Origin of the sequence: Peribacillus frigoritolerans (genome assembly GCF_030676415.1) — a bacterium.
GTDB classification, from domain to species: domain Bacteria; phylum Bacillota; class Bacilli; order Bacillales; family DSM-1321; genus Peribacillus; species Peribacillus frigoritolerans_A.
Genome location: NZ_JAUUTW010000014.1, coordinates 1 through 14,542, shown reverse-complemented (window position 1 = coordinate 14,542; position 14,542 = coordinate 1). Strand labels below are relative to the sequence as shown.

The following is a 14,542-nucleotide window of genomic DNA, read 5'->3' as shown; positions in this document are numbered from 1 at the left end:
TTTGCTTATCGAAACGAAGAATTTGACAAAGCGGTTTGGTGGATTGGCGGCCGTCAATAATGTCGACTTTACGATTGAAAAAGGTAGAATCAATGCAATAATCGGACCAAATGGTGCAGGGAAATCCACTTTTTTCAACTTGATCAGTGGCTTTCATCGACCAACTTCAGGGACGGTCCTTTTTAAAGGGATTGATATCACGAAACTTCCTGCCAATGAAATAGCGGGGCTTGGAATTTCAAGAACCTTTCAAACGACAAGCCTTTTTGATCAATCGACCGTGTTGGATAATGTCATTGTCGGACATAGACTGCGAACCAAATCCAATTTGGTGGATGCGATTCTAAGGACAAAACGTTTAAAACGGGAGGAAGCGGCATGCAGGGATAAGGCAATGGAGGTGCTTGATATTGTCGGATTGACAGAATCGGCTGATAGAATGGTCTCCAGCATCTCGCAGGAGGAAAAGAAACGGACAGCCATTGCCCTTGCCCTTGCGACGGAACCGGAAATTATCTTTCTTGATGAACCTGCTGCAGGAATCAACCCGGATGAAACGGAAGGCTTGGCAGAACTGATAAAAAAATTAAATCGATCAGGACTGACCGTTTGTTTAATCGAACACAAAATGCATATGATCATGAACTTGGCGGATCACATCATGGTCCTTAATTACGGAGAAAAAATTGCCGAGGGGACACCTAAGGAAATCCGTGGAAATGAAGCGGTGATTAAAGCCTATTTGGGAGGTAGTGCCAGTGCTTAAGTTAACCGATGTCGCCGTGAATTATGGGAGTTTCACTGCGATAAAACATGTGAATATAGAAGTTGCCAAGGGAGAGATCGTTGTTTTATTAGGAGCTAATGGGGCAGGAAAAAGCACGACTTTTCGTTCCATAAGCGGAATCAGTAAGCTGTCCAAGGGGGAAATTCATTTTCTGGGTATGCCCATAGGGGGCCGTGCCCCGGATAAGAACGTTCGGGAGGGAATAGTTCAGTGTGCCGAAGGACGTAAACTGTTTCCACAGATGACCGTCCAGGAAAATCTGAGGATGGGTGCCTATGTGCATCGAAAGAAGAAAGCGGAGATCAAGGATTCCTTGGAATACGTCTATCACTTATTCCCGATTTTAAAAGAAAAGCATCATGATGAAGCGGGAAGCCTGAGCGGCGGCCAGCAGCAAATGCTCGCAATCGGAAGGGCTTTGATGTCGAAACCGAAATTGTTGATGCTTGATGAGCCTTCGGTGGGGCTCGCTCCACTTATTGTCGAACAAATGTTTCAAGTCATTGAAGAAATAAACCGCGAAGGAATCACGGTCCTGCTTGCTGAACAAAACGCGAATGCTGCCCTCGGCATTGCAGATAAAGGATATGTTTTTGAAAATGGGGAAATTGTCGTTCAAGGGACAGCAAGTGAGTTATTAGCCAATGATGAAGTAAGGAAAGCGTATATAGGGGCCTGAAAAAATTGAATGGGGGATTTTTATGAAAAAACTGAAAGTATTATTTGTCTTTCTCTTGCTAATCATCACTGTTTTGACCGGATGCAATAAAGGGGATAGCCCTGTGTCAAGCAGTGGCAGTAAAGGAAAAAGTGAAAATGTCGTTAACATCGGTTTTAGCGGTCCTTTAAGCGGGGCAGCAGCGTTATATGGGAAACGGACATTGAATGGTGTCGAAATGGCCGTCAATGAAATTAACGATGCTGGAGGGTTTGAAGTAGATGGTAAAAAATACACGCTGAATTTAGTATCGTTGGATGATAAATACTTACCTAATGAAACAGGGTCGAATGCTAAACGATTAATTCAGGAATATGATACGCCGATCATTTTCACGCCTCATAGCGGAGGTGTGCTGGCACTTCAGGTTTTTAATGAACAAGAAGAATTCATCATTGGTGCATATACGAGTGAACCGGCAGTGACCGAGAGCGGAAATTCATTAACCGTTCGGATTCCACCGAATTACGAGGGGTATATCGAACCTTTTACAACATATGCAATGGAACATTTTGGCAAGAAAATTGCCGCTTTGCCAACATCTTCGCAATACGGTAAGGACTGGACGGAAGCCGTGCTCCCACATTGGGAAAAGCAAGGCGGAAAAGTCGTTTATAATTCCTCGATTGATTTCGCCAAAGAAACCGATTTCTTTACGATTGTCACAAATGCCTTGAAAAAAGATCCTGATGTGCTATTTATCGGTGGTGCTTCGGAACCTACGGCAAAAGTGGCGAAGCAAGCTCGGGAGCTAGGATTTAAAGGCGGTTTCATCATCATGGATCAAGCGAAGCTGGATCAAATGAAGCCGATTGCAGGTTCATATGAAACATTGGAAGGCTCGATTGGCGTTCTGCCACTGATGGACTCGGATGAAGAAGCAGTGCCTGCTTTCGTTGAGAAATATCAAAAAAATTATAAGGAAGATCCAAGCTCCGAAGTAGGTTTGAATTATATCGCCATGTATGCGTTTGTGGAAGCGATGAAATCTGCTGGCAGCGTTGATGATGCCAAGACCATCCGTAAATATATGCAAGATGGACTTTCAAATATAGGGCCAGATCAAAAAATATACGATATTCCCTCGATTGATGAAAATGGAGGATTTGCATCAACTATTGTCGTCGGTGCAGTAGAAAACGGGAAAGTAGTCCCTGTCCGTTAACCGGGTAAAGTGATGCAGTATTCACGGGTCCGGCATAGTATACTAGTGTAGCATTTTGCTAAATTACTTGTGCGTGTATCGTTCCTAATCATAGGTGACGGTACACGTTTTTTATTGTTGAAAAAATCTTGGGTGCAAATCACCAAAAATAGTAAGTTCCCATGGGTAAATTACGGCACGCAGAAGGCGGCCATAGATGCAAATTTTATTTGATTCCAGATAAGGGTAGAGGAAAGAAACATGCTAATTAACAAATTTTACAAAAATAGCTTGTTCCCGAGTAATGAAAACGCTATCATTGAATATAATATGAAATATAATTTCATTATTTTCTATTAAAAAGTGAAATTATATTTAAGTGATTGATAATAGGAGGATTTATTTGTCTATGGCAGAACATTTGCGTTCATTAACGACTGAATTACGGAACGAAAAGACGATGAATATCGACAGTGTAAATACGATGGAAATCATTTCTGCAATCAATAAGGAAGATTTTAAAGTGGCAGCAGCGGTTCAGGAGGTATTGCCAGAGATTGAAACAGCAGTTGAATGGGCTTGCGAATCGTTAAAAAAAGGAGGGAGACTCATATACATCGGAGCAGGAACGAGCGGAAGACTCGGTGTTCTGGATGCCGTGGAATGTCCCCCAACTTTCAGCACACCACCTGATAGGGTGCTGGGAATAATCGCAGGAGGGGAAAAGGCGTTTGTTCGGGCTGTTGAAGGAGCAGAGGATAAAGAAGAGTTTGGGGAATGTGATTTAATTGACGTTAACCTTTCAGCAAATGATACGGTTATTGGCATCGCGGCAAGCGGCCGTACTCCTTATGTGAGGGGCGCTTTACGTTATGCAAGAAAAGTTGGGGCTAAAGCGGTGGCTTTATCATGCAATAAAAACGCGAGCATCACGGAAGCAGCTGATATAGGGATTGAAGTGGTGGTCGGACCGGAAGTATTAACAGGATCCACGAGAATGAAAGCGGCAACCGCACATAAAATGGTACTCAATATGATCTCAACGGCAACCATGATCCGGTTGGGAAAAGTCTATGAAAATCTGATGGTTGATGTTAATGTCAGTAATCAAAAACTGAAGGACCGTGCAATCAGCATCATAGAAACTGTAACGGATGCTGACTATGATCAAGCTTTGAATACGCTTGAAAAGGCAGATAATCAAGTTAAACCAGCGATTGTCATGATAAAAACGGCAACAGATTATGAAAAAGCAATGGAGTTACTGGAAAATGCGGATGGAGATGTCAGGAAAGCCATCTCGATCTATGAAGATTAAGGAGGGAAGCAATGGCTACAGGAGGATTATCCATCATACAGACGATGTTGAGCAAGCTGCCGCAATCAGAACAAAAACTAGCAGAATATATTCTACAGAATCCTCATGAAGTAGTGAACAGCACTGTACAGGAATTAAGTACCTCTGCCCAAACAAGCGGGGCTGCTGTTATTAGGTTGTGTAAATCCCTTGGAATAAAAGGTTTTCAAGATCTGAAAATAAGGATTGCTGGAGATTTGATGAAGACCGTTGAACAGGGTTACCGGGATATCGAGCCTTCCGAATCATTGTATCGGATTGTGGAGAAAACAACGAGTAATTCGATTCAGACCATCCGGGACACATCTGAAATAATCGATCACGATAATCTCGAACATGCGATAACGCTGATGCTGAATGCAAAAACCGTCCACTTTTGCGGTGTGGGTGCTTCGAATATAGTTGCTGCTGACGCTCAACAAAAATTACTTCGCATCAATAAAGGGGCAACGGCTTTTACAGATATGCATTTAGTTGCAACCCTGATTGCAAATGCTGATGAAAATGACATCGTTTTTGCCATTTCATTCTCAGGGGAAACACCTGAAGTTGTAAATATATTGAAGCTGGCAAAAGAACGTGGGGTCAAGACGATCGGGCTGACTCATTATGGCCAAACAACGGTATCTTCTTTGTGTGACGCCACACTGTATACATCCTTTTCGAATGAAGCACCATTTCGAAGTGCAGCAACATCCTCACGATTGGCGCAATTATATATGATTGACATATTGTTTTTGGGGATGGCTTCGGAGCAATATGAAGAGACTGTCCAATATATTGATAATACTAGGTCAGCCATTAAATCGATGACAGATCGATATAAATGATTGATACGAGATTTGACAAAGGGGGCTTTTGAATGGGTAAGGGGGATAAGTACGCCAGTTTAGCAGAAGAGTTATTGGGGAAATTAGGTGGGGCATCTAATGTTGCCGATGCTGCACATTGTATGACTAGACTAAGGGTACTGCCAATCGATCGTTCCAAAGTAAAAATGGAAGATATAAAAAATACGGAAGGCGTTTTTGGCGTCATTGAAGAGGAAACGATACAAATCGTCCTCGGGCCAGGCGTGGTGAACAAGGTTCATACAGAATTTGAAAAGCTTTTGGAGGAATCTTCTGGCGATTTGAACTTAAATGAAGTAGCCTCGAAGAATAAATCAGAGATTGATAGGAAAAACGCAAAACCGTTTAAACTTTTTTTACGCAGGATTGCAAGTATTTTCATCCCTTTAATTCCCGCCTTGGTGGCATCAGGTTTGATTACCGGTATTACAAAAGCAATCGTTCAAGCGGGCTGGCTTGCAGCAGAATCGCAATTAGCCATCATTTTAACCGTTATCGGATCGGGGCTGTTTGCCTACTTGGGGATTTTGGTTGGGACTAATGCAGCAAAAGAATATGGTGGATCACCTGCACTTGGTGCACTTGCAGGTATCTTGGTCATAAACCCGGCCGTCGGCGACATTTCATTGTTCGGTGAAAATTTGCTCCCTGGCCGCGGTGGGTTGATAGGAGTCCTCTTTGCAGCTATTTTCATAGCCTTGGTGGAAAAACAGGTCAGGAAATTCATTCCTCAATCACTGGATATCATTTTGACGCCAACCATCGCTTTACTCATTACTGGGATTGTCACTTACATTGTATTTATGCCGGTAGGAGGGTTTTTATCGGATGCCATTACGACTGGGTTATTGAATGTTTTGGATTTCGGTGGTGTTGTGGCTGGATTCGTGCTTGGTGCGGCCTTCCTCCCTCTCGTCATTACTGGTATACATCAAGGTTTAACCCCTGTCCATCTGGAATTGATCAATTCGATTGGTGATGATCCACTGCTTCCCATTTTGGCAATGGGTGGTGCGGGCCAAGTGGGAGCGGCATTTGCCATCTATATGAAAACGAAGAAAGCAAGTTTGAAGAGAGCTATCGGAGGAGGCCTTCCTTCCGGGATGCTAGGTATCGGTGAACCGCTTATATTTGGAGTGACCCTGCCATTGGGCAGGCCGTTCTTAACTGCATGTTTAGGTGCAGGAGTAGGCGGCGCATTCCAAGCTCAATTCGGAATCGCAACGTCGTCCATCGGTGTGTCCGGACTGCCGCTTACCTTTTTAGTTCATCCAAACCAAATCGCTCTATTCCTGGCTGGGTTGTTCATTTCCTATATAGCAGGATTTATTTTTACGTATCTGTTCGGATTTAAAGATGAAATGGCGGTTGAATTTAAGTGATCGGAATCTCTTTTTATCTACAAGACCCGCATGCAGAAACACAAATCATACATGCTGCTAACCAAGGAGTGAAGAGGGCATTTACCTCGCTCCATATTCCTGAAGAAAAGGGTGACCTCGTGAAGAGGATGATCAAGCTTTTAAAGCTTTCAGAGGCCTATGGAATGGAAATCCATGCAGATGTCTCATTAAACACGCTTGATCATTTGGGGATTAGCAAATTTACGGATTTATGGCATTTAGGTATTAAAGGTATTCGCCTTGATGATGGGTTTGATAAAGAAACGGTCATATCTTTATCTAAGGTATTTTCCCTCTCACTAAATGCAAGTACGTTGAATGAAGATGAACTTTTAGCCGTGCTTGGGGGTGGTGTGGAACCGGAAAGTCTGATAGCTTGGCATAACTTTTATCCAAGGCCCGAAACGGGCCTTAAGGAAGAGTTCTTTCATGAACAAAATCGAATGTTCAAGAAATACGGCATACCGATTTTTGCTTTCATCCCGGGTTCAGGAAGTAAACGCGGTCCTCTACATGAGGGACTTCCAACGCTTGAAAAACACAGGTTGATGAATCCTTACGCTGCCGGTATTGAACTGATTCAGCATGTTGAAGGAGTTTACGTTGGAGATCAAGGAACGGAGAATAATCTACTTGAGAATCTAATTGCCTACAAAAACCTGAATATTCCAACTGTTAGAATGGAATCCCCACTCTTGCAAAGCGGTCAGTATAAATTGAGGCCAGATGTTTCTCAAGATGTTTTCCGGCTGCAGAATACCCGGGTCACAGCAAATGTTGAGCCGAGTAATACAGTGGCACGCAGCCTTGGATCCATAACGATGGACAATGATGCTTACGGAAGATATCGGGGAGAGGTCCAAATTTGCAAGAGAGACCTAGGGGCAAATCACCGAGTTAATGTGATAGGGAGTGTTATAGAAGAAGATATTCCCTTGCTGTCCCTTCTAAAGCCTGGTCAAACGATAAAACTTATAATTGAGTGACCAATTGGGCTCTATGAATCAATCATACAGGGATAACTGGATATATTTCATGAAGGCTTGTTAAAAGAGGCGGCTGCTGGGATTCCCCATGCTGCCTTGATTTCTTTATAGGATCTATATCGTTCATTTCCATTCATTTTTACCCCTTCATGGCAGTGGATATGGAATTGTTGCTAACAGAACTAAAAAGTATACAAGGGAGGAAGCCTAAATGATAAAAAGGATATGTGCCCCTGCTGGAATCGCATTATTCTTTGTTTTATCCATTCTGGGAGGGAATGCGACAGCAAAGGGATCAGAGAATGAAAAATCAGTATCTGATATTCAGGAAATCGTAGAAAACATGACAATCGATGAAAAAGTCGGACAAATGCTCATGCCGGATTTTCGTAATTGGCAAAAACAAGGAGAAGTGAAGGCGACCGGGTTTATTGAAATGAACTCAGAAGTTGCAAGCATCATCAAAAAATATCAACTGGGCGGTGTTATTCTGTTTGCTGAGAATGTAGTCGATACCGAACAAACGGTTCGGCTCACCGATGGTTTGCAGATGGCAAGCCCGGACCTTCCGCTGTTCATAACGATTGATCAGGAAGGAGGAATCGTTACGCGCCTTCAAACTGGAACGAACCTTCCTGGTAATATGGCACTTGGTGCAGCCAGAAAAGAGAGTTACGCTTATCAATCTGGAGAAATCATTGGCAAGGAACTGTCGTCACTTGGCATAAATGTCAATTTCGGGCCGTCTGTCGATGTCAATAATAATCCCGGAAATCCTGTTATTGGCGTTCGTTCCTTCAGTTCTGATCCGGAACTAGTATCTAAGCTTGGCATTCAGACGATAAAAGGATTGCAAAATCAGAACATGATAGCAACGACCAAGCATTTCCCTGGCCACGGAGATACAGCAGTCGATAGTCATTATGGTCTCCCCCTTGTTTCTCATGATAAAGAACGTTTGCGTTCCATCGAGTTGGTTCCTTTCCAAAGGGCCATCGATGCTGGAGTTGATATGATGATGACTGCACATGTTCAATTTCCTGCATTCGATGACACGACGTATATCAGTAAAAAAGACGGACAAGAAATTATGGTTCCTGCAACGTTGTCACAAAAGGTCATTACGGGTCTATTACGTGAAGAAATGGGTTTTGACGGAGTTGTGGTCACAGATGCTTTGAATATGAAAGCCATCGCGGATAACTTCGGACAGGAAGAAGCTGTGATCCTTGCCCTGAAATCTGGTGTTGATATTGCATTGATGCCTGCACAGGTTAATTCGCTTCAAATGGAAAAGAATATAACCTCTGTATTCAATGCAGTGAAGGCAGCAGTGGAAAGCGGGGAAATTCCTCTTGGTCAAGTCAATCAATCCGTAACGAGGATACTTGAACTGAAAGTGAAAAGAGGGATATTAAACCCTGATGATACTCCGATCGATAAAAAAATCGAAACCGCGCTTCAAGTGGTCGGGAATGAAGATCATTTGAAAAAAGAAAGGAAAATCGCGGAAGATGCCATCACTCTATTGAAAAATGAAGACAAAACATTGCCTTTCAAACCTAAGAAAAATGATAAAGTTTTAATTCTTGCTCCTTTTGATGACCAAGTTGAATCCATGTCCAGGAGCATCAGCGAATTAGCTGATAAACAGAAAATAAAGAAAGTCCAAATAACGGGTATGAGTTTTACAGGAAAGTCATTTACTGATCAAGTGGCCAGACTCATTGATGAATCGGACTTTGTCATAACTGGTTCCTATATTGTCAAAAACGATCCGGCTGTCAATGATGGAGTGATAGATGATAGCATTCAAGACTCGTCGAAGTGGGCGACAGCCTTCCCTAGGGCGGTCATGAATCATGCTAAGAAGAAAGATAAAGAATTTGTTTTAATGAGTTTAAGAAACCCTTATGATGTTGCAAACTTTGAAGAAGCGAAAGCGGTTCTTGCTGTTTACGGGTTTAAAGGGTATTCGAATGGGCGTTATAGACAGCCAAATATCCCGGCAGGCATCTCGACCATTTTTGGAGAATCAAAACCTAAAGGCACGTTGCCGGTCGATATACCATCAGTAACTAAGCCCAATGAAAGCCTTTATGAATTTGGATATGGATTAGATATTAAATCTGAAAGACCCATTAAAAAATAGGGAGGGAAGCAATTTGAAAAGAATGATAATCCTATTTACCATTTGTCTGTTGACTATCGGCATCGTTTCCTCAAAAGGTGTAACCGCTGTAAAAGAGAGGAAAAAACAAAAGGTCAGTCCCGGTATTGAAGTTCTTTTAAAAGAAGAAAAGAACGCGTTAAGCGGAAAGAAAGTCGGCTTGATTACGAATCCAACTGGCATCGATTCTAAATTAACCAGCATCGTCGATCTGCTTAATGATGATCCGGATATTAATTTGACAGCGTTATTTGGTCCTGAACATGGAGTGCGTGGAGATGCGCAAGCTGGTGCAAGCGTTGAATATTATATTGATGAAAAAACAGGGTTGCCCGTTTATAGCTTATATGGAAAAACGAAAAAACCGACTCCTGAAATGTTAAAGGATGTTGAGGTCCTTGTTTTTGATATCCAGGATGTCGGAACGCGCTATTACACTTATATCTACACGATGGCTTATGCAATGGAAGCAGCCAAAGAAAATGATATCCCCTTTATCGTGCTGGACCGGCCGAACCCACAAGGCGGGGAGGCGGTGGATGGGCCTGTACTTGAACCTGAATTCTCATCTTTTGTTGGTTTGTACCCAATACCGCTTAAGCATGGGATGACTGTTGGGGAACTCGCGACTTTGTTCAATAAGGAATTTAAAATTGGTGCAGATCTAAAGGTCATCAAGATGACAGGCTGGAAGCGAGATATGGATTATGACGATACTGGTCTCCCTTTTGTCTTGCCGTCACCGAATATGCCGACAGTTTCCACTACGTTCGTATATCCGGCTACAGGCTTGATCGAGGGAACGAATGTCTCGGAAGGCAGAGGAACGACTAAACCATTCGAGTTGATTGGTGCTCCTTATATAAACAGTGATGAGCTTGCTGGGAAATTAAATGCATTAAGGTTACCTGGAGTAAAATTCAGGGCAGCCTCCTTTACACCTACATTTTCAAAACATGCAGGTAAACTTAGCCACGGAGTGGAAATTTATATAACGGATCGAGAGGAATTCAAGGCTGTGCCTACTGGACTTCACATCATCAAGACCATTCAGGACCTATATCCTGGTGATTTTGAATTCCTTGCAGCCAACAATTTCAATTTATTGATTGGCAATGGCTGGGTAATGTCGAGAATTGAAGAAGGTTCATCAGTAAATGAAATCATGAAAGAATATCAAGTAAAGCAGGATGCTTTTAAAAAGGTTCGCAAAAATTACTTGCTCTATAAATAAGTGAAAAAAGAAAAGTCCGGTTGGACTTTTCTTTTTTTTATGAACTTTCGAAGGAGGAGTAAATCGCTAAGACTTTATTCCTGAATATAGCCAAATTTATAAATGAAATGAAGTTCTAAAATGGACGGAACCGTTGTCTAATAGAATATGGGGTTTGCCCTAAATCAGTAATTGTCAGGAGGAAAGCGGAATGAAAAAATATCTTCAAAAAATTGGACGTTCCTTGATGCTGCCAGTAGCCGTATTACCGGCAGCCGCCATTTTAATGGGGATCGGTTATTGGATAGATCCAGCAGGATGGGGAGCTGGAAGTCCGTTAGCAGCTTTCTTAATAAAAGCAGGTTCTTCGATCATTGACAATATGGCTATCTTGTTTGCTGTTGGAGTGGCGTTGGGGATGTCGAAAGGAAAAGATGGAGCCGCCGCTTTGAGCGGGCTGGTAGCCTATCTAGTCGTAACGACATTGCTTTCCACGGACTCGGTAGCGATGCTGCAGGGAATTGATGCAAAAGATGTAAATCCAGCATTTGAGAAAATAGAAAATGCATTTGTCGGAATCCTCTCGGGTCTTATAGCGGCAGCTATGTATAATCGGTTTAGTAAGGTCGAACTGCCGGATGCATTCGCTTTCTTTAGCGGTAAACGCCTTGTCCCGATCCTTACTGCGGTTGCCATGTTACTGGTTTCTCTTATTTTATTCTTCGTATGGCCACTCATCTACTCCTGGTTAGTTATATTTGGGGAAGGAATAAGTGAATTAGGTGCTGCTGGAGCAGGACTCTATGGATTCTTCAATCGGCTTTTGATACCAACAGGTTTACATCATGCGTTAAACTCCGTATTCTGGTTCGATGTAATAGGACTTAACGATATCGGTAAATTCTGGGCTGGAACAGGAATAAAAGGAACCACAGGTATGTATCAAGCCGGATTCTTTCCCGTCATGATGTTCGGTTTGCCGGCTGCGGCCCTTGCCATGTACCATTCGGCAAAATCACGGAAGAAAAAACAAGTGGCCTCATTAATGCTCGCAGCCGGTTTCGCTTCATTTTTCACTGGCGTTACTGAACCGTTGGAATTTGCTTTCATGTTTGTTGCACCAGCCCTTTTTGTTGTGCATGCCTTATTAACAGGAATATCGTTAGCTATCGCTGCGACTTTCCAATGGACAGCAGGGTTCGGTTTTAGTGCAGGATTCATTGACTTTGTTTTAAGTTCAAGATTGCCATTGGCAAATGAACCTTATATGCTACTTCTTCAAGGACTGACTTTTGCTGTCATCTACTATTTCTTATTCCGATTCTTAATAACAAGGTTCAATTTAATGACTCCCGGCAGAGAAGATGATACAGAAGAAGAGCTTGATGGTGGAGGAGCGATTGCGGAAGCAGTCAACAGTCAAGGCGGGAATAATGAGAGTAAATTCTTTGGAATGGCTACCGCTATTTATGAGGGATTAGGCGGAGACGCTAACGTAACATCTGTAGATAACTGCGTTACCCGATTAAGGGTCGAGGTGGAGAATATGGGAGCTGTCGATCAAAATAAAATAAAATCAACAGGGGTTGCTGGAATCAATATCGTGGGTCCCCAAAGCATTCAAGTCATCGTGGGGACACAAGTACAGTTCATAGCTGATGAAATTGAAAAGATCCGGCGGCAATAGGTCTGGATAATCAGCATTTTGCCTTTTTAACGCAACTGATACACTAAAAATCTACGATCGGAATTATATTTTCTGATCGTAGGGATTTTTATGATTAAGTACTGATTTTAAACGCGCAAAAGATTTATCTTTATAAACTTTGCTCTTAAAATAGAATAAAACGAATCAATGTTCTATAATATATAAGGGTATTGAATGAAGGATTTGCCATGAAGCTTGGAGAATTAGTAATGAAGCCTGTCCGCCAATCATTTGAATAGTTAGGAATTCAGCGGTAATGAAGGCTGTATACATACACGTCAATCTAAAAACACGATCATATAGTGTACGAAGTTTTGAGCAAGGGATATCTTTTGCATTTTTCAAACTTTTAGTATGGGGAGGTTCCGGTCATGTATGAACAAAAAACCAAAGAAACTGACAGTAGTTTCATTGAGTTCATTGAGAACGTCGATAATCCAAAAAAGCGTGAAGATGCATATGAATTGTTGGATGTTTTTACCAAAACGACAGGTCATGAGGCAAAGATGTGGGGACCGAGCATCATTGGGTTCGGTATCTATCATTATAAATATGAATCAGGTCACGAAGGCAATGCCCCCCTGGTAGGCTTTTCCCCTCGAAAAGCAAAAATCAGTTTATATTTCTCTCCAGGGGATAAAAAAAGGGAAGAATTGTTACAGGCATTTGGAAAACACACTTCCGGAAAAGGGTGTGTGTACATCAATAAAGTGGCAGATATCGATATTAATGTATTGAAAGAATTGATTAATCAGTCCGTCATTTTTTGAGAGATACATACCCGGACAATGAAATATAATAAAATGTATGTTTAAGAGGAACAAGAAAGCGAGTGGGAACGAAAATGAGAAAAATTAAAGTGGGCATAGTTGGGTACGGATTGTCAGGAGCTACTTTTCACGCGCCATTATTAAGTGTTTTAGGGCAGTTTCAAATAGCGAAAGTTGTCAGCTCCAATAAGGAAAAAGTCCAAAAGGATTTGAAAGATGTGGAAGTGGTAAGCAGCTTAGAGGAAATTCTTGAAGACGCGTCCATTGATTTGGCTGTTATTACGACACCGAGTGGTTTGCATTTTGAAATGGCCAAGCAAAGCTTGTTAGCCGGGAAGCATGTCATCCTCGAAAAGCCGATGGTAGTGGAAGCTTGGGAGGCAGAGGAGCTCATTAAGATTGCCGAGGAAAGGAATCTGCTATTAAGTGTCTATCATAACCGGAGATGGGATAATGACTTTTTGACTGTGAAAAAACTTTTGGATGATGGAGTGCTTGGGGAAATCAATACATACCAAGTCCATTATGATCGATACAGGCCTGTGGTCAGGGATAGATGGAGGGAAAAACCAGGCCCTGGATCAGGTATGCTTTATGATTTAGGATCACATCTCATTGATCAAGCACTGCATTTGTTTGGATTGCCGCAATTCGTTTGGGCAGATGTATTTTCCCAAAAAGAAAATGCAGAAACGGATGATTACTTCCATGTGATATTAGGATATGAAAAGCTGAGAGTTATCTTGCATTCAGGCTCTATCGTCCCGTCTAATGGACCGCGGTACCAGGTGCATGGAAGTAAAGGATCATTTATCAAGTATGGTCTTGACTGCCAAGAGGCAGCCCTAAGTGAGGGGAAAAAACCGATGGATGACTCTTGGGGGGCAGATGAACCTGAATTCTATGGTAAGCTGGTTACGGTTGAAGGAGAAAATGAGACACATGAAACCATTGAAACACTGCATGGTTCTTATTTAACATATTATCAGGGAATTGCCGAGAGTATATTGAGCGGGAACAAAGCGCCAGTCACTGCCCAAGAAGGGTTATCGGTCATTAAAATCATTGATGCGGCCTTTGAAAGCAGTAAAGGGAAGAAAGCCATTTATATTAAATGAAAGTCATTCCCCCCTATAACAATATGAAATGAGAAAAACTGAATGATAAGCGGCCTTATTCTCTTTTAGAGGAAAAAGGCCGCTTTTTATTTTGGTCAAATGCATGATTTCCCGGTTTATTAGGGAAATCAAAACTATGAAGCAATACTAGAGAGATTCAGCGTTACTCGTGAATTAGTGCCATTTACTCGTGAAATTGGAGGAAATACTCGTGAGATTCATCCATTTACTCGTGAATTTGGAGCAAATACTCGTGAGTTCGAATGTTACACAAGATTTTGAGCTGTTTCCGCATGGAATTGGAGCAAATACTAGAG

Annotated in this window: 11 protein-coding genes and 1 pseudogene; all 12 read left to right on the top strand. The window is 42.2% G+C overall.

All coding sequences use genetic code 11. From position 1 onward, the window contains the following. Position 1: 1 nt before the first annotated feature. The 12 genes and pseudogenes from Q8G36_RS14295 to Q8G36_RS14240 all read left to right on the top strand — a co-directional run bounded on the left by Q8G36_RS14295 (position 2) and on the right by Q8G36_RS14240 (position 14,225). A complete protein-coding gene (locus tag Q8G36_RS14295; protein ID WP_305160666.1) occupies positions 2-766 on the top strand; it encodes an ABC transporter ATP-binding protein in 765 nt (254 codons plus the stop codon). Beyond that, positions 759-1,466: an ABC transporter ATP-binding protein gene (locus Q8G36_RS14290; protein ID WP_137018496.1), complete on the top strand. Its 708-nt coding sequence runs from the start codon at positions 759-761 to the stop codon at positions 1,464-1,466. Before Q8G36_RS14295 ends, Q8G36_RS14290 begins: the two co-directional genes overlap by 8 nt. Before the next feature lie 22 nt (positions 1,467-1,488). Beyond that, positions 1,489-2,670, top strand: coding sequence for an ABC transporter substrate-binding protein (locus Q8G36_RS14285; protein ID WP_305160664.1), 1,182 nt, complete (start codon positions 1,489-1,491; stop codon positions 2,668-2,670). A 388-nt stretch (positions 2,671-3,058) separates the two neighbouring features. Further along, positions 3,059-3,967 carry an N-acetylmuramic acid 6-phosphate etherase gene (murQ, locus tag Q8G36_RS14280; RefSeq protein WP_305160768.1) on the top strand — a complete coding sequence of 303 codons (909 nt, stop codon included), beginning with the start codon at positions 3,059-3,061 and terminating at the stop codon, positions 3,965-3,967. An 11-nt stretch (positions 3,968-3,978) separates the two neighbouring features. Further along, positions 3,979-4,836, top strand: coding sequence for a MurR/RpiR family transcriptional regulator (locus Q8G36_RS14275; protein ID WP_305160663.1), 858 nt, complete (start codon positions 3,979-3,981; stop codon positions 4,834-4,836). A gap of 32 nt (positions 4,837-4,868) precedes the next feature. Next, positions 4,869-6,239: a PTS transporter subunit EIIC gene (locus Q8G36_RS14270; protein WP_305160662.1), complete on the top strand. Its 1,371-nt coding sequence runs from the start codon at positions 4,869-4,871 to the stop codon at positions 6,237-6,239. Further along, entirely contained in the window at positions 6,236-7,246 is a 1,011-nt protein-coding gene (locus tag Q8G36_RS14265; RefSeq protein WP_305160661.1) for a MupG family TIM beta-alpha barrel fold protein, read from the top strand. Before Q8G36_RS14270 ends, Q8G36_RS14265 begins: the two co-directional genes overlap by 4 nt. A gap of 211 nt (positions 7,247-7,457) precedes the next feature. Next, positions 7,458-9,398, top strand: coding sequence for a glycoside hydrolase family 3 protein (locus Q8G36_RS14260; RefSeq protein ID WP_305160660.1), 1,941 nt, complete (start codon positions 7,458-7,460; stop codon positions 9,396-9,398). A 13-nt stretch (positions 9,399-9,411) separates the two neighbouring features. Continuing rightward, positions 9,412-10,650, top strand: coding sequence for an exo-beta-N-acetylmuramidase NamZ family protein (locus Q8G36_RS14255; RefSeq protein ID WP_370694056.1), 1,239 nt, complete (start codon positions 9,412-9,414; stop codon positions 10,648-10,650). Between the two features lie 190 nt (positions 10,651-10,840). After that, on the top strand, positions 10,841-12,316 hold the full coding sequence (nagE, locus tag Q8G36_RS14250; protein ID WP_305160658.1) for an N-acetylglucosamine-specific PTS transporter subunit IIBC: 1,476 nt from the start codon (positions 10,841-10,843) through the stop codon (positions 12,314-12,316). A gap of 392 nt (positions 12,317-12,708) precedes the next feature. After that, a pseudogene (locus Q8G36_RS14245) lies at positions 12,709-13,136 on the top strand (DUF1801 domain-containing protein). A 45-nt stretch (positions 13,137-13,181) separates the two neighbouring features. Continuing rightward, positions 13,182-14,225 (top strand): oxidoreductase, encoded by a 1,044-nt coding sequence (locus tag Q8G36_RS14240; RefSeq protein ID WP_305160657.1) that lies wholly within the window; start codon positions 13,182-13,184, stop codon positions 14,223-14,225. Positions 14,226-14,542 lie beyond the last annotated feature (317 nt).